This is a genomic window from Magnetovibrio sp. PR-2, assembly GCF_036689815.1.
In the GTDB taxonomy this organism is placed as follows: Bacteria; Pseudomonadota; Alphaproteobacteria; order Rhodospirillales; family Magnetovibrionaceae; genus Magnetovibrio.
Map to the genome: position 1 here is coordinate 46,652 of NZ_JBAHUR010000002.1, position 15,715 is coordinate 62,366.

Here is a 15,715-nt window from a genome sequence, read left to right on the forward strand (position 1 = left end):
TGTGCACACTCGCCCCAGTATATAGACAACTGGGTTCAAAATGGATCGTCATTTTAACTGCACTGCGTGTGGAAAATGTTGCCAAGGGTGGCTGCCGCTGACCATCCCCGATGCCTTAGCCCATGCGGACCGATTTCCCTTGTTCATCATGTGGAGCCCGGTGCGCCAAGGGGGCAAATCCTTCGCCCGGACTGAAGAGCTGGGCGTGACGGTCCAGTTGAAAAAGAAAAAACACGCTGCTGTGCGCATGACGCCGTTTTCCTATGTCCCCAGCGGTGTGAACTGCCCGGCTCTGTTGCCCGACGGTCTGTGCGCCGTACACGAGACCAAGCCTCAGCGCTGTCGCACCATGCCTCTGTCGGGTGCCCGCGCAGAAGACGACCAAGGTGATCTGCTGATCCCCAAGGCAGGCTGGACCTGCGACATCACCGAAAACGCGCCATTGGTGTATCAAAACAAATCCATTGTCGAACGAACCGAGTATGAGGCTGAACTCAGCGCCTTGAAAGCCGATGCAACGACACTTAAGGCCTACGGCGAATTTATGTTGGCGGGAAACCCCAAAGTGCGTATGGACGTGGAAAAGATGGCGAATAACCCGCGCGGCGGACATGTGGTGGTGAATTTCTCAACCCTCACCCCCCGCCTGCCCCAAGTCGACATGTTCGCGTTTGCCAAGCTCCAACTCCCCATCATGGAAGACTTTGCACAACGCACCCAAAGTGTGGCGGAGCTCGCCAAAGACCACGCCCGCTACCGCGCGTGTGCGGACGCGTACCGCCGCATGCTCGATCAGGCGTGATTTCGACGGAACAGAGCTTTTTCAAGCTCGACCAAAAACAACACGCTGGAAGACACCAAAACAATCTTCAACCAGTCCGTCCAGCCAATGGCTTGAGTACCAAACAGAGTTTGCAGGGGCGTTAAATACGTAAAGCCCAGTTGGAACACCACCAACACCGCAATCGCCATCAGAACATAACGATTGCCAAACAGCCCGTTCATATTGAGGACTGGGGCCGTGATAAAACGTGCATTGAACAGATAGAAAATTTCGAAATAAATCAGTGTGTTGACGGCGATTGTTCGCGCACGCTCTACACTGGCACCGTTTTCCATTTCCCAAATGAAGAACCCAAACGTGCCGATCAGCAAGATGATCGACACAAACATGATGCGCCACACAAACAACGGGCCCAAGACAGGCTCGTCACGTCCCCTAGGTGAGCGGCGCATGATGTCTGCTTCCGGTGGTTCAAACGCCAAAGACAGCGCCAATGTCACCGCTGTGATCATGTTCACCCACAAAATTTGCAGCGCCGTCAGAGGGAGCTCTTCAAAACCGACCATGACGGCCGCAAGAATGGCTAAGGCTTCACCGCCGTTGGTGGGCAGAATGAACAAGATCGCTTTGCGGATGTTGTCGTAAACCGTGCGGCCTTCTTCAACAGCATTGGCAATGGACGCAAAGTTATCGTCCGCCAACACCATTTCAGAGGCTTCTTTGGCCGCCTCGGTCCCCTTTTCACCCATGGCAATGCCCACATCGGCGCGTTTGAGCGCGGGTGCGTCGTTGACCCCGTCCCCGGTCATGGCCACGGTCAAGTCTTGGGCTTGCAAGGCGCTCACCAGACGCAGTTTGTGTTCCGGGCTGACCCGGGCAAAGACGTTGATGTCTAAAACGCGCTGGGACAGCTGCGCGTCGTCCAGCTCCTCTAACGCGACCCCCGTCAGGGTTTCGTTGGGGTTGTGCAAATCCAACTGCCGCGCAATGGCTGAGGCTGTCGCCCGGTGATCCCCTGTGATCATCTTCACCAAGATGCCTGCGCTCTTGCAGGTCTTGACGGCCTCAATCGCTGCGTTGCGCGGCGGGTCAATGAAGCCAAACAACCCCAACAGGACCAAGCCGTTGTCCACGTCTTGGAAATTCAGCTCCGTTTGACGCGACACCCCGGATTTGGTCGCAATGGCTAAGACCCGTTGCCCCCGCCCGGCAAGCTGATTGATCCGTTCATGCCACGCGTCTTTATCCAAAGCCGCCACCCCGCTTGGGGTGCGGACCTGTTTGCACTTGTTCAACACAATTTCCGGCGCACCTTTGACAAAGATATGCGCATCCCCAGCGTGACTGTGGTGCAACGTCGCCATGAACTTGTGTTCGGATTCAAACGGGATCAAGTCGGTGCGGGGGAATTGTTGGTTAAGGGCGTCCGGTTCTAGCCCGGCTTTGTCACCCGCAATCAACAACGCCCCTTCCATGGGATCGCCCTCCACCGACCACTGTCCCGGCTGTTGGACCATGCGGGTGTCGTTGCACAGCGCGGCGGCGCGTAAGGTCTCCTGCAAGACTTGAAAATCCGCAGCGTCCACATCTTGGCCGTCCATTTCAAAACCGCCATGGGGGTCGTAGCCCGTACCGCTGACACCGAAGCTATGACCCGCTGTCACAATGGTGCGCACCGTCATTTCATTTCGGGTCAAAGTCCCGGTCTTGTCCGAGCAAATCACATTGACTTCGCCCAGCGTCTCAACTGCGGGCAGCCTGCGCACAATGGCGTTTCTTGCGGCCATGCGCTGCACACCGATGGCCAAGGTGATGGTCATAATGGCAGGTAGACCTTCGGGGATCGCCGCCACGGACAAGCCGACCGCCGCCATGAACATCTGTGTGGCGGTATAGTCCTGCACCAACACACCATAAACAAACGTTGCCCCCGCAATGGTCAAAATCGCCCCGGTCAGCCACATGCCAAAACGCGCCATTTGGGTCAGCAGCGGCGTGATGAGCTGTTGCACATTGGCGACCAAAGTGCTGATTTGGCCCAATTCGGTGTTTACGCCCGTTCCGATCACCACCCCTGCCCCTTGGCCCGACGTCACCAGCGTGCCGGAAAAGGCCATAGACGTGCGATCGCCCAAGACGGTTTCGGTGTCTAAGGCTTCAACGCCTTTTTCCACAGGAACGGATTCACCCGTAAGTGCGGCTTCTTGGACCATTAGCCCTTTGGTGCGAAACAGCCGCAGGTCGGCAGGCACGCGATCGCCCGACTGCAACACCACAACATCGCCAGGCACCAAGTCCACCGCGTCTACGGTTTGACGCTGTCCGGAACGCAAAACCATAGCCTGGGGTGACAGCATCAGACGGATAGCGCGCAATGCATTTTCCGCCTTACCTTCCTGCACAAAGCCAATGATGGCGTTGATCAGCACCACGCCCACAATGACGGCCGTATCTAACCAGTGGTCCAACACGGCCGTGGTCAGCGCCGCGCCCAGCAACACGTAGATCAAGACGTTGTGAAACTGGGCAAAGAACCGGAAAAACGGATGCGTCGGCTTGACGTCTGGCAGCTTATTGGGGCCATGGCGCGCGAGACGTTCGGCGATAACGGCTTTGTCCAAGCCATGCTCAGAGGTTTCGAGCCGCTTGAACACATCGGCAGGGCTTTGGGCGTGCCAAATCACGCCGTTTGGGGGTTTTTGCGGGGGGTAATGGGCGCAATTCATAGGCATAAGAAGCCTCCGAAACCCAAAAGAGTGAAGTCCCTCTGCCTTTAATTATTCCACCGAAGTCCAGTCGGGAAAAGCAAAATCAGCCGTCGTCCAAGACCTTCAAAGCGTCCGTAGGGTCTTCATCTTCCAAGCGGCGCTGTTCGGGGGTTGGCGCGCCCGCTTCCAAATAGCGCTCGACCCGTTCGATCCGGTTTTGTTTGATCTTTTGGATCACGTCCATAAGCTTTTCGCGGGCGTTTTCATTGCCCGATTGCAGCAATTCGTCGATGGCTGCGCTGAATTTTTCGCGGTACGGCGGGTCTTCTTCGCGGATGAACAGTGAATTCACAATTACATGGGCACACCGGGCCAAAGCCTCAGTCGAGCGGGTCGACGTCACAAAATGGATCAATCCCGTGGTTTCGTCTTCAAACACGGTTTCCCAATCGACGGTGCCGTCTTCGCGATGCGGCCAGCTCATGCGGCTATCTCCTCTTCTTTTTCACGATTCGGATATTAGCATTATGCGGCTGCTCAGGCATAATCAGGTTCATGACCGATTCTTCTCGTCCACTCCCGTCTGCCAACTTAGAAGGCTTGTTGGAACTGATGGCGCAGTTGCGCGCGCCCGACGGGGGATGCCCTTGGGATTTGGAACAAACCTTCGCCACCATTGCGCCGCACACCATTGAAGAAGCTTACGAAGTCGCCGACGCCATTGATTCCTTGAATCGGGGGGGTGACATGGCACATTTGAAGGACGAGCTGGGCGATTTGCTGTTCCAAGTGGTGTTTTATGCCCAGATGGCCAAAGAACAAGGCGATTTCGACTTTCACGACATCGCCGCCGCCATCACGCAAAAAATGATCCGCCGCCACCCCCATGTGTTCGGCGAGCAGTCCGGCATTGACAGCGCCGACGACCAAACGGTGAATTGGGAAGCCCTGAAAGAACAAGAACGCAAGGCCAAAGCCGAAAATGCCGAAGAACCCCACGGCGTTCTGGACGACGTCAGCCACGGCTATCCGGCCTTGATGCGCGCCAACAAGTTGCAAAAACGCGCCGCGCGTGTGGGCTTCGATTGGCCCGACACCCTGCCCGTCATCGACAAAATCCACGAAGAAATCGACGAAGTCAAAGCCGAGATCGACAGTGGCGACCGAGAGGCCTTGGAGGCTGAGCTTGGCGATTTGCTGTTTGCGTGTGTGAATTTGGCGCGCAAAACCGGGATTGATCCCGAAACCGCGCTGCGATCGGCCAATTCAAAGTTCGAAACCCGCTTCAAACATATCGAACACACGCTTTGGGACCAGGGCAAAGAGGTTCAAGAGACACCCTTGGACGAACTTGACCGTTTGTGGAACGAAGCCAAATCTTTGCAAAAAGAAACTTGAGATTGGTGAGAAACCCGCCATCATGGGACTTATGATTTCAAATACTTTCAAACGCGTTGCCACAAAGACCGCCACCTTGGGCTTAGCCGCCATGGTCCTGGCGTCGTGCTACCTGCCTTCGCGCTTCGATGCCGAAATCGAAGTGGACCGGGCGGGCTATTATTCCATGATCTTCGACGGCTATATGGCCGATGTGTATCTGTTCGACGGGCTGCGCAAAGGCAAGATCAGCCGCGCGGAAGAAAAAGAAAAAATCGCCGTCATCGAACGCGATTTCTCTAGAGACGCCAATACGCAAGAGTTTCAGTACTACCGCGAAGGCCATTTCCGTGTGAAGTGGGAGCGCAAAGGCGATCTGCTGAAAGCCAAAACGGTCACATTTTTGCGCCGAAATGAGCTGATCTTACAGCTGAAATATGTGGCGAATTCGGGCTATGTGGTGTTGGAAGGCAAATCCATCAAGCAGGAAAACCGCAAACGCATTTACGACATGGGCCTGAACATGCAAGGCACCATCCGCGTCAAAACCGATATGCCGATCAAAAGCCACAACGCGACGATCGAAAAGAAAGACCCCAAGGACCCACGCTACAAGTGGCTGTCTTGGGACATCGAAAGCATCATGAGCCCCCGCCCCCGCGCGGTCTTTATCATCGAATAAAAAAAGGGCCCCAAACCAGGGGCCCTTTTTCGTGATGCGTCTGCGTGTTTATGCCGAACGCACATCCGCAAGGAACGTGCTCACCGTGCTTTTCAGCATTTCCGACTGGCGTGATAGCTCACCAGATGCCGACAACACCTGGCTGGCTGCACTGCCCGTTTCGCTGGCGCCGCGCGTCACTTCGGTGATGGAGCCTGAGACCTCTTGCGTGCCTTGGGCTGCTTGTTCGACATTGCGTGCAATCTCAGACGTCGCGGCCCCCTGTTCTTCAACAGCAGCCGCAATGGCGGACGAGATCTCGTTAATTTGGTTTATGATCCCACCGATGGAGCCAATTGCAGCAACCGCATCTTGCGTCGCCCCTTGGATCCCGCCGATGTGGCTGGAAATCTCTTCCGTCGCTTTGGCCGTTTGGTTGGCGAGGTTTTTGACCTCTGACGCCACAACCGCAAAGCCTTTACCCGCTTCACCCGCACGCGCTGCTTCAATGGTCGCGTTCAAGGCCAACAGGTTGGTCTGATCGGCAATGTCCGTGATCAAGGCCACCACTTCGCCGATTTTGTTGGCCGCGTCCGCCAAACCTTGGACCTTAGTGTTGGCGCCGTCCACTTCTGACACCGCTGTACCTGCGATTTGTGTGGATTGGGCAACTTGGCGCGAAATTTCGGAAATGGAGCTCGACAGCTCTTCCGCTGCCGACGCAACGGTCTGCACATTGGCGGACGCTTGTTCCGAAGCGCTCGCAACGCCCGTGGACAGTTGCATGGTTTGGTCCGCCGTTCCCGTCATGGACTGGGACGAAGATTGCAGCTCCGTCGCGGCGGACGAGACCGTTTCAATCATCCCAGCCGCGTCGGAATCAAACCGTTGTGTCAGATCCATAATGCGCTGAGCACGGGCTTTGCGACGCTCTTCGTCTGCTTTTTGCTCCTCAGCCAGTTGGTCGGCACGGATCATAGATTGTTTGAACACATCCACGGCACCTGCCATACTGCCCATTTCATCGCCACGGTCCATACCGGGGATTTCGACGCCATGATCGCCACCCGACAGGGTCACCATGGTTTTCGACAAAGCAGAAATGGGTTGGGTGATCGAGCGACCAATCAGCATGGACACGGCCACCACAGCCCCCACCACGACAATGAAGATAATGCCGAAGAACACGGCTTGGTTCATAAACGCTTGGTCCACGTCATCAACGTAGACGCCCGTACCAATGACCCAGCCCCAGGGTTTAAAACCGGCGACATAGGAAATTTTTGGCTGGGGAGCATCTGCGCCAGGCTTTGGCCACATGTACGGCACGTAGCCCGCCCCGTTGGCTTTAACTTCATCGACCATGGCAATGAACAGCTTCAGACCGTTGGGGTCTTTGACGTTACTAACATCCTTCCCGTTCAAGGCCGGTTTAATCGGATGCATCACCATTTGTGCATCCAGATTATTGATCCAGGCATAGTTTCCGCCGTCGTAGCGCATGAATTCGACCGCTTCTTTGGCCAAAACTTTGGCGTCTTCAACGCTAATTTCGCCGTTTTGGGCACGACTTTCGAAGTGCGAGACGATGGATAAGGACGATTCAACAATACTTTTGGTCTTTTGCTGACGGCTTTCCATCATTTCGGAGCGCAGAGACATCAACGAAATGACAAAAAAGGCCACCATGCCGGCGGCCACCAAAGCAACGATCAAGAGCAATTTTTTATTGATGGGGAGGTTTTGCAAATTCATAGTCGCACCTAATAGTCATGTTCCACTCAACGATCCACGAAAGTGGTATCGGTGATGCTACATAACACGAATTGTGCAGGTGCAACAGTAAATGCGCTGCAGCGCAAAAAAATGTTCAATTAATTGTAACTATTTGAACATAGAAGACAAAGGTTATGGCTTTTCATCATTTTGCCGCAATCGTTTGATCAGGCTAGATGTATCCCAGCGTCCACCGCCCATGGCTTGGACTTCTTTATAGAACTGATCAATCAAGGCGGTCATGGGCATTTGAGAGCCGTTGTTGTCGGCTTCGCTGAGAACGATACCCAAATCCTTGCGCACCCAATCGACCGCAAAGCCAAAATCAAATTCATCATCGACCATGGTGGTGCCCCGGTTGTCCATTTGCCAAGACTGTGCGGCCCCTTTGGAAATCACTTCAAGGACCTTTTTGGCATCCAACCCAGCACGAACAGCGAAATTCAGACCTTCGGAAAGACCTTGAACCGTGGAGACGAAGCAAACTTGGTTCACCATTTTGGTGAGCTGACCAGAACCGCTGGGCCCCAGCAAAGTTACAGCTCTCGCAAAGCAATCAATGACGGGTTGAGCCGTGGCAAAGGCGTCTTCATCCCCACCGCACATAACGGTCAAGATTCCTTGCTGGGCGCCCGCTTCACCACCCGACACAGGGGCGTCGATGAACGCAATGCCGCGTTCTTTGCCAGCTGCATAAAGTTCACGCGCCACTTCTGCGCTGGCCGTTGTGTTGTCGACGAAGATGGTGTTTGGCGTCATGCCTTCAAACGCGCCGTTTTCGCCCAACACGACCGCGCGCAGATCATCGTCATTACCCACGCAGGCAAAAACGATGTCCGCACCTTTGGCGGCCTCGGCAGGGGTTTCTGCCATGCTCCCACCAAACTCTTCGGTCCAGGCGACGGCTTTGGCAGACGTGCGGTTGTAAACGGTGGTCTCATGGCCGCCTTTTTGCAGATAGCCAGCCATGTGGTAGCCCATCACGCCCAAACCAAGAAATGCGGTTTTCATTACGTTTACTCCTTAAAATAAGGTCTGTTCCAGCACATCGAAGCTGGCTTCTGTGGGCGCGATGAACAGCTCGCCCCCTTTTGCGCCGTTGGCCGGTTGGTACGCAGTTTTCTTGCGGCGGTGGCGCGCATAGGCACCGATTTCGTCCATCATCAACTGCCCGGCGGCGTGATCCCAGGGATACAACGCCCCGCCGTAGTGAATGAAATGGAGCTTACCCACCAAAACGTCCAGGTATTCCCGCCCACAACAGTGGTGGCGGATGAGATGACGCGGCAAATCCGCCTCACCTTTGTCCATGCGCGCCTGAATTTTAGGACGCGTCTTGTCGCCCAAAGACCCGGTCATGTCCGAAACGCTTTGAGGTGGATCAAAGGATATGGCGCGACCGTTCAAAAACACACCTTCGCCGCGCTTCACCGTCGCACAAACGTCGGCCACGGGATCCAAAATCCAGCCCATGAGGGTTTCGCCATTTTGGATCAAGGCGCAAATGGTGGTGAAACACGCCTTGCCCTGGGCGAAGTTGTTGGTGCCGTCCAAGGGATCGATGGTCCAAACCGGCTGCTCACCATGCAGACGGTCCAACACCGAAGCATCGCGAAAGGATTCCTCTTCGCCGACAAAAACGGACCCGGGCAACAACTTTGCCAGACCTTCAATCATGCGGACCTCGGCTTCGAGATCGGCAATGGTCACCAAATCAGTGGGACGGGCTTTGGCCCTGATGTCGTGTTTGTGCAACTGACCAAAGCGTGAAAGAATTTCTTCTTTCGCGACCACGCGCATCAGTTCTTCCACATCCCGAATCAACTCTTCCATGAAGCGATCTTGGGTCATTCCAACCCTCGGGGCAAGTCCCGTAAACGGACTATGCTTCAGCTGTTGTCCCGCTCGCGTTTAAAGCCGGACTTGAGCGCATCGATGTACAAAAACGTGGTCGCGTCACGCTCGCTCTTTTGCAGCAGAGCTTTGAGGACATACGCGCAAAATGCAACGGCGTCGGCTTTGCCGTTGAGTTCAAAATGCTCCGAAATCTCGTTGAGATTTTCGTGTGTCGATTTATGCGCCATGACGTTCAGTTGCGATTTGACGAGCTTATGCTTCTCGCGCCATTTTCGCTGTGCTTGAGCACTGGCCATGATCTTCCCTTCCAAGCTTTTGCTGTGATCGCCTTCGTTTTTTTGGCGATTCTCCACTCAGGATATCTACTAGGATATAAGAAGTGGTTAACGCGAAACCTAAGGATTTCTGCGTGTTAGGCTGTAGCTTAGGATAAAATGTAGATAATTAGAGCTGTTCGAAGCGTCTTGCGTTGGCGGGATCTAGCTCAACCACCAATTCGATGCCGACTTCAGTGTCTGTCCGGGCTTTCACATCGCCATGGGCATAAAGCCAGGACAGACGTTTGCCGTCTGCAGGGTCCAACGTGGTGGTGAGCGTCTCGAGCCCCTTGGCGAGTTGATCTTCGACAGCCGCCAAGAAGTCGTCCACCCCTTCCCCGGTCACGGCAGACATGGGGATCACCGGCTGCTCGGCACGTTTGGCGAGGTTGATTTGCACGTCGTGCTCGTCTTCGTCCAACGCATCCATTTTGTTGCGCACTTCGATGAAGTTGTCGCTGAGGCGTTCTTCGTCCACGCCCAGGCCCTTCATGACCTCCTCCACATCCAGCATCTGCGCTTCGCTGTCGGGGTGGGAAATGTCGCGCACATGCACGATGACTTGGGCTTCCAAGACCTCTTCCAACGTGGCGTGGAAGGCTTCGACCAGCTCGTGGGGCAAGTCCGAAATAAAGCCCACGGTGTCGGACAAGATGATCTCTTTGCCCGATTTCAACTCAATAGAGCGCATGGTGGGGTCCAGCGTGGCGAAAAGCTGGTCTTTGACGAACACTTTCGCTTCGGTCAGACGGTTGAACAAAGTCGACTTGCCCGCGTTGGTATAGCCCACAAGGGCCACGATAGGGAACGGCACCTTTCGACGGCTTTCGCGGTGCAGCTCGCGGGTGCGCTTGACCTCTTTAAGCTGTTTTTTGAGCTTGGTGATACGCTGGTCAATCAAACGCCGGTCGACCTCAATTTGGCTTTCGCCGGGACCGCCCATAAAGCCCGCGCCGCCGCGTTGGCGTTCCAAGTGGGTCCAAGACCGCACAAGTCGTGATCTTTGATAGGTTAAATGTGCCAAATCGACTTGCAAGCGGCCTTCTTTGGTGCGCGCCCGCTCACCGAAAATTTCCAAGATGATGCCCGTGCGGTCCAGGACCTTGCACTCCCATTCACGCTCCAAGTTGCGCTGCTGAACGGGGCTGAGCTGGGCGTCGATGATGATTACACCCACGTCACGGCCTTTGACTATGGCGTCTAAGCGCTCAATCACGCCTTTGCCGAAGTACGAGCCGGGTTTGAGTTGCGACAGGCCCACAATCTCGGCCGCGACAATCTCCACCTGAATGGCGGAGGCAAGGCCGATGATCTCTTCCAGCCGTGCTTCAGGCGCACGAAAGGCCGCCCCGGTTTCAGAGCGTCCTGTATTTTTCAAATGCGGATGAACAACCAAACAACGTTCGCCTCTGGCGTAACCTTCACCTTCGTCACCAAAGGTGAATACGTTGCTCCCCTTTTTCCCCCCGCCAGTGCGGTCAGACAAAGGGGTTATTCCTCATCGACCACTTCGGGTTCGAACAGCGAAATGGGCTGTGACGGCATGATGGTCGAGATCGCGTGCTTATAGACCAACTGCGTGTGTCCGTCGCGGCGCAACAGGACAGAGAAGTTGTCAAACCACGTCACAATACCTTGCAGCTTCACACCGTTGACCAAAAAGACGGTCACGGGTGTTTTTTGTTTGCGGATGTGATTGAGAAAGACGTCTTGGACGTTCTGTGATTTATCTGAAGCCATGGTGCTTCCTTAAGTCAGTTTATGTGCGCCAGAAGTTGGGAACAACCCGCGCAATTATTATTTCCATGTAGGCCGTGTGGATTTCATCAAGACGCTGCCCCCAGACATCGTCACTGATTTCCCCCTACGATAAGGCCCCCCCAGATGGACCGTGCGATCTTACAGCGTCTTCGTAAAATTTAAAAGCCCCTGTAGTTCTTTAAGATATACAGCAGGTTCTGCGCCTAAAAATTCTTCCGTCTCGGGCGGCTCTTCACGGATCAACACGGGCAAACATCCGGCGTTCACGGCGCATTCCATATCGATCTTGGAATCCCCCACAAACCAAACGTCAGCCCCCAAATCGATGTCGGAGCCTTGCAAAGACATTACAACCGGATCAACTGCAGGTTTGTCTTGGGGTGCGTCGGTCGCGCCAATAATTTGGCCGAAGTGTTTGTCCCAGCCCAGTTTTACAGCCTCTTTGCGCAACAGCGTGCCGGTCTTATTGCTGACCACGCCCAAGTAAATCCCCTCACCTGCGAGCTCAGCCAGCATATCGGCTGCGCCGGGCAGCGGGGTCAGGCGCTCTAAGTGAATGGCTTTGAAATGGCCGTAAAACACGTCTTTAGCCTCTTCCCAGCGATCGCCGAACAGTTCGGGGAAGCTATCGCGCAGGGATTTTGCCACCCGCGCTTTGGTTTCGTCTAACGTCCATTCTTCTACATCGAATTCGCGAAACGTCGCATTGAGCGCGTCTTGGATAATCAGCCAGCTGTCCACCAGGGTGTTGTCCCAGTCAAAGATGATGGCTTTCGGTCGCGTGGGTTGGGTGTCAGTCATAGGTTACCTTGAAGATAAGCGCCATAGAGGTCGATGACCTTGCGCGAAAACGGGCCGATTTCACCGTCGCCGACCTGAGCGTCGTCGATTTGCACCACCGGGCGGATCATCACGGTCGAAGACGACGTGAACGCTTCACGTGCCGCTTTGGCTTCGTCCAAGCTGAACGCGCGCTCGGTATAGGTCAGACCGTGCTGTTTAGCCAGTTTCAGCACGGCTTTGCGTGTGACACCGCCCAAAATGGCGCAATCGGTATGACGCGTGATCAGTTCGCCTTGCTCGGTCACAATCCAGGCATTGGATGCCGAGCCTTCGGTGACAAAGCCGTTTTCGTCCAATAGCCAAGCTTCCACAGCCCCCTGGGCCGTGGCTTCGGTTTTGGCCAGCACGCCGGCCAACAGCTGTACGGTTTTGATGTCGCAGCGTTTCCAACGGATGTCCGGCTGGGTGATGACTTTTGCAGGTTTCACAGCGGCTGCGTCGAACGGTTTGGTGCGCCAGGCCGTAATCACCAAGGTGGGTCTTAAGCCCTCAGGTGCAGGGAAGTCCCGTGGCGCAACCCCCCGGCTGACCTGCAGATAAAGCGCGCCGGTTTTGATGCGGTTGACGGCCAACACCCGGCGCAAAACCACTTTCATCGATCCGTCCGCCATGGGCTGGGCAATGCCAAGCTCCGTCAATGAGCGGTTCAAGCGCGACAGATGGCCGTCTTCGTCGATGATGCGACCGTTTTGCACAGCAAATACTTCATAGACCGAGTCTGCGAATTGAAAGCCCCTGTCTTCGATGTGCACGGTGGCTTCATGATGCGGCGCATAGCGCCCATTGACGTAACAGATGGACATCTAGAAATACTCCAACTGCACCGAGAACATCTTTTCAACCTGGGCAATGATATCGGTTGCGGCAAACACCACGACGCGGTCGGTGGCTTGAATGACCGTGTTGCCGCGCGGGCTGATGACTTCGTCACCGCGCACAATGGAGCCGATCACCATACCATCGGGAAGATCGGCTTCTTTCAAGGGTTTGCCGACCATGGGCGAGGTTTCCAGGGCTTCGGCCTCAATCAATTCGCCAAAGCCTTCACCCAGTGTGTGGACCGAATGAATCCGTCCGCGACGCACGTGCTGAATAATGGTCGAAACCGTAATGTTGCGCGGATCGACAACCACATCCACACCCAGAGAACCGATCAGGGTTTCGTATTCCCCTTTGTTGATCAGCGTGATGGCGCGCTTGGCCCCTTCGCGCTTGGCCATCAAGGACGACAGAATGTTGTTTTCGTCGTCGTTGGTGACCGCAATCACGGCTTCGGTCATGGCGATGTTGGCTTCGTCCATGATTTGCATGTCCAGGGCGTCGCCTTGAATGACCATGGTCTTTTTCAAGCGGCTGGCGCAGAACCCGGCCCGTTCGGCGTCCCAATCCACCAACTTGATGTTGAGGTTGCTTTCGGTGGTTTCTAGCTCTTCGGCCAAGAACAGACCGATGTTGCCGCCCCCAAAAATCACCAAACGGCGCGCTTCTTGTTCATCGTGGCCAAAGGCGGCCATGGCGCGGTCTTGTTTGTCGGAGGCGACGACAAAATACACATTGTCGCCCGGCTGCATCTGGCTTTCGGCGTCCGGGGTCATAAAGTGACCGTTGCGCACAATGCCAATGACCGTAATCGCCAAATCTGGGAACAGCTGGGTGATTTGGCGCAAAGGCGTGTTGATCAGCGGGCAGGTATCTGTGCACCGCACGCCCAACAGTTTCACTTTGCTTTGCACCAGCGGAATCATCTCAAACGCACCCGGCACCGTGAGGCGGCGCTGAATGGCGCGCGCGACTTCAATTTCCGGCGAAATGATGACGTCAATGGGCATGTGTTCGCGCGAAAACAGGTTGGCCCACATGGGTTGCAAATAGGACTGAGCGCGAATGCGCGCAATTTTGGTGGGCACGTCGAACAAAGAGTGCGCCACTTGGCACGCGACCATGTTGGCTTCGTCGGCTGCGGTCACGGCAATGATCATATCCGCATCACCGGCCCCAGCACGTTCCAGCACATCGGGACGTGAAGCGTGACCGATCACACCTTGCACATCCAAAGTGTCGGAGATGCGACGGATCAATTTCGGCGATTGGTCGATCACCGTGACATCGTTGTTTTCACGGGACAAATGTTGGGCGATGTGAAAACCCACCTGCCCTGCACCGCACACGACAACTTTCATGAAGCCTACCCCTTAGATTCTCAAGACGCCTGGATGATCAATCAACCGGACTTTTTCGTCAACTCATCACCGCTCAGACCCAACGATTTGAGCTTGCGGTGAAGGGCGGAACGTTCCATGCCGACGAACTCGGCCGTGCGCGAAATATTTCCGCCAAAGCGCGCCACTTGGGTTTTGAGGTATTCACGCTCAAACAGCTCACGCGCTTGTTTCAGTGGTAGCCCCATCATTTCCCCCGCACCATTGGTCGGAGCAGCGCCACCGTTCCCAGACACCACTTCGCTGGGCAAGTGTTCAGACGTGATGGGCTCACCAACATCGCCGGGGGCCATGATTAGGACGCGTTCGATGATGTTTTTAAGTTCACGCACGTTGCCCGGCCATTCATAGGCCTGAAGTGCAACAATGGCGTCTTCCGATAGCTTGCGCGCAGGGTGTCCCGAGCGTTTAGAGGCTTCGGTGATAAAGTGTGCCGTCAACATCGGGATGTCTTCACACCGGTTCTTTAACGTCGGCACTTCGATGGGAACCACCGATAAACGATAAAACAGGTCTTCGCGAAACCGCCCTTCGCCAATGGCGTCTTGAATGTCTGTGGATGCACTGGCGACCACGCGTACATCAACCTCGACACGGGTGCTGCCACCGACCCGCTCAAAGATTTGCTCTTGCAGAACGCGCACGATTTTGCCCTGCGTTTCCATGGGCATGTCTGTCACATCATCCAGCAACAAAGTCCCCGTGTGTGCCGCTTCGAAATAGCCAACACGCCGACCGCCTTCGCCGTCGTCGCCGGGCGTTTCGGTGCCGAACAGTTCAATTTCAAGACGTTCCGGCTCCATGGTGGCGCAGTTGACCACAACAAAGGGGCCGGAGTTGCGGGTTGAGCGGTCATGCAGCATGCGTGCAACCACTTCTTTGCCGCTGCCGCTGGCCCCGGTAATCAAAACACGAGAATTCGCCGGCGCCACCCGGTCCACAGCTTGGCGGACTTGGGCGATGGAGGACGATGTGCCGATGAGCTCATCATCCGTGTCCGTGCGCATGCGCAAGTCTTCGTTTTCACGGCGCAGGCGCGCCGCTTCAATGGCGCGTTCCACCACCAACACCAAACGATCCGCCTTGAACGGCTTTTCAATAAAGTCATAAGCACCGTCTTTGAGTGCTTTAACCGCCGTTTCCACTGTGCCGTGGCCACTCATCATCACAACGGGCAGGCTTGGGTGGCGTTTTTTGATGGCGGATAGGATTTGCAATCCATCCATTTGTGAGCCTTGCAGCCAGATATCGAGCAAGACCAAGCTCGGCCTGCGCGTTTCAATCATGCTCAAGGTTTCTGTGTCGGTTCCAGCTTCGCGCGGCTGGTAACCTTCGTCTTCCAACAATCCGGCGACCAATCCCCGGATATCGGCTTCATCGTCAACAATCAGAATATCTTGGCTCATTTTCTC

15 protein-coding genes are annotated in these 15,715 nt (G+C 55.3%); 3 read left to right on the top strand and 12 right to left on the bottom strand.

Annotated features, from left to right (window positions below; all coding sequences use genetic code 11):
• Positions 1-40 precede the first annotated feature (40 nt).
• The gene (locus V5T82_RS02610; RefSeq protein ID WP_332894034.1) at positions 41-802 is read left to right on the top strand and encodes a YkgJ family cysteine cluster protein; all 762 of its coding nucleotides are present in this window, start codon (positions 41-43) and stop codon (positions 800-802) included.
• Here the strand turns inward: V5T82_RS02610 and V5T82_RS02615 are convergent.
• Both V5T82_RS02615 and V5T82_RS02620 read right to left on the bottom strand, forming a co-directional pair.
• Entirely contained in the window at positions 793-3,516 is a 2,724-nt protein-coding gene (locus tag V5T82_RS02615) for a cation-translocating P-type ATPase (protein WP_332894035.1), read from the bottom strand. The genes V5T82_RS02610 and V5T82_RS02615 overlap by 10 nt on opposite strands.
• 79 nt (positions 3,517-3,595) lie before the next feature.
• Positions 3,596-3,976, bottom strand: coding sequence for a hypothetical protein (locus V5T82_RS02620; protein WP_332894036.1), 381 nt, complete (start codon positions 3,974-3,976; stop codon positions 3,596-3,598).
• A gap of 71 nt (positions 3,977-4,047) precedes the next feature.
• On the opposite strand from V5T82_RS02620, the gene mazG reads away from it, so the two are divergent.
• Together mazG and V5T82_RS02630 are read left to right on the top strand one after the other, a co-directional pair.
• Entirely contained in the window at positions 4,048-4,890 is an 843-nt protein-coding gene (mazG, locus tag V5T82_RS02625; protein ID WP_332894037.1) for a nucleoside triphosphate pyrophosphohydrolase, read from the top strand.
• A 31-nt stretch (positions 4,891-4,921) separates the two neighbouring features.
• Positions 4,922-5,551 (top strand): hypothetical protein, encoded by a 630-nt coding sequence (locus V5T82_RS02630; protein WP_332894038.1) that lies wholly within the window; start codon positions 4,922-4,924, stop codon positions 5,549-5,551.
• Positions 5,552-5,599: 48 nt separating this feature from the next.
• Here V5T82_RS02630 and V5T82_RS02635 read toward each other — a convergent pair whose 3' ends face one another.
• The 10 genes from V5T82_RS02635 to ntrX all read right to left on the bottom strand — a co-directional run bounded on the left by V5T82_RS02635 (position 5,600) and on the right by ntrX (position 15,709).
• The gene (locus V5T82_RS02635; RefSeq protein ID WP_332894039.1) at positions 5,600-7,285 is read right to left on the bottom strand and encodes a methyl-accepting chemotaxis protein; all 1,686 of its coding nucleotides are present in this window, start codon (positions 7,283-7,285) and stop codon (positions 5,600-5,602) included.
• A 153-nt stretch (positions 7,286-7,438) separates the two neighbouring features.
• Positions 7,439-8,317 carry an NAD(P)-dependent oxidoreductase gene (locus tag V5T82_RS02640; RefSeq protein ID WP_332894040.1) on the bottom strand — a complete coding sequence of 293 codons (879 nt, stop codon included), beginning with the start codon at positions 8,315-8,317 and terminating at the stop codon, positions 7,439-7,441.
• A gap of 12 nt (positions 8,318-8,329) precedes the next feature.
• Positions 8,330-9,157: an inositol monophosphatase family protein gene (locus tag V5T82_RS02645; protein WP_332894041.1), complete on the bottom strand. Its 828-nt coding sequence runs from the start codon at positions 9,155-9,157 to the stop codon at positions 8,330-8,332.
• 38 nt (positions 9,158-9,195) lie between these two features.
• A complete protein-coding gene (locus V5T82_RS02650; RefSeq protein ID WP_332894042.1) occupies positions 9,196-9,459 on the bottom strand; it encodes a hypothetical protein in 264 nt (87 codons plus the stop codon).
• A 148-nt stretch (positions 9,460-9,607) separates the two neighbouring features.
• Positions 9,608-10,966 (bottom strand): GTPase HflX, encoded by a 1,359-nt coding sequence (hflX, locus tag V5T82_RS02655; protein WP_332894043.1) that lies wholly within the window; start codon positions 10,964-10,966, stop codon positions 9,608-9,610.
• A 5-nt stretch (positions 10,967-10,971) separates the two neighbouring features.
• On the bottom strand, positions 10,972-11,220 hold the full coding sequence (hfq, locus tag V5T82_RS02660) for an RNA chaperone Hfq (protein ID WP_332894044.1): 249 nt from the start codon (positions 11,218-11,220) through the stop codon (positions 10,972-10,974).
• A 159-nt stretch (positions 11,221-11,379) separates the two neighbouring features.
• The gene (locus V5T82_RS02665) at positions 11,380-12,042 is read right to left on the bottom strand and encodes an HAD family hydrolase (protein ID WP_332894045.1); all 663 of its coding nucleotides are present in this window, start codon (positions 12,040-12,042) and stop codon (positions 11,380-11,382) included.
• The gene (locus V5T82_RS02670) at positions 12,039-12,887 is read right to left on the bottom strand and encodes a D-amino-acid transaminase (protein WP_332894046.1); all 849 of its coding nucleotides are present in this window, start codon (positions 12,885-12,887) and stop codon (positions 12,039-12,041) included. Before V5T82_RS02670 ends, V5T82_RS02665 begins: the two co-directional genes overlap by 4 nt.
• Positions 12,888-14,264, bottom strand: coding sequence for a Trk system potassium transporter TrkA (gene trkA / locus V5T82_RS02675; RefSeq protein WP_332894047.1), 1,377 nt, complete (start codon positions 14,262-14,264; stop codon positions 12,888-12,890).
• Between the two features lie 41 nt (positions 14,265-14,305).
• Positions 14,306-15,709 (bottom strand): nitrogen assimilation response regulator NtrX, encoded by a 1,404-nt coding sequence (gene ntrX / locus V5T82_RS02680; RefSeq protein ID WP_332894048.1) that lies wholly within the window; start codon positions 15,707-15,709, stop codon positions 14,306-14,308.
• Positions 15,710-15,715 lie beyond the last annotated feature (6 nt).

Coding starts and splice junctions, on each gene's coding strand:
- V5T82_RS02610 (WP_332894034.1), top strand. CDS start 41: ATGGATCGTCATTTTAACTGCACTGCGTGTGGAAAATGTTGCCAAGGG.
- V5T82_RS02615 (WP_332894035.1), bottom strand. CDS start 3,516: ATGCCTATGAATTGCGCCCATTACCCCCCGCAAAAACCCCCAAACGGC.
- V5T82_RS02620 (WP_332894036.1), bottom strand. CDS start 3,976: ATGAGCTGGCCGCATCGCGAAGACGGCACCGTCGATTGGGAAACCGTG.
- mazG (WP_332894037.1), top strand. CDS start 4,048: ATGACCGATTCTTCTCGTCCACTCCCGTCTGCCAACTTAGAAGGCTTG.
- V5T82_RS02630 (WP_332894038.1), top strand. CDS start 4,922: ATGATTTCAAATACTTTCAAACGCGTTGCCACAAAGACCGCCACCTTG.
- V5T82_RS02635 (WP_332894039.1), bottom strand. CDS start 7,285: ATGAATTTGCAAAACCTCCCCATCAATAAAAAATTGCTCTTGATCGTT.
- V5T82_RS02640 (WP_332894040.1), bottom strand. CDS start 8,317: ATGAAAACCGCATTTCTTGGTTTGGGCGTGATGGGCTACCACATGGCT.
- V5T82_RS02645 (WP_332894041.1), bottom strand. CDS start 9,157: ATGACCCAAGATCGCTTCATGGAAGAGTTGATTCGGGATGTGGAAGAA.
- V5T82_RS02650 (WP_332894042.1), bottom strand. CDS start 9,459: ATGGCCAGTGCTCAAGCACAGCGAAAATGGCGCGAGAAGCATAAGCTC.
- hfq (WP_332894044.1), bottom strand. CDS start 11,220: ATGGCTTCAGATAAATCACAGAACGTCCAAGACGTCTTTCTCAATCAC.
- V5T82_RS02665 (WP_332894045.1), bottom strand. CDS start 12,042: ATGACTGACACCCAACCCACGCGACCGAAAGCCATCATCTTTGACTGG.
- V5T82_RS02670 (WP_332894046.1), bottom strand. CDS start 12,887: ATGTCCATCTGTTACGTCAATGGGCGCTATGCGCCGCATCATGAAGCC.
- trkA (WP_332894047.1), bottom strand. CDS start 14,264: ATGAAAGTTGTCGTGTGCGGTGCAGGGCAGGTGGGTTTTCACATCGCC.
- ntrX (WP_332894048.1), bottom strand. CDS start 15,709: ATGAGCCAAGATATTCTGATTGTTGACGATGAAGCCGATATCCGGGGA.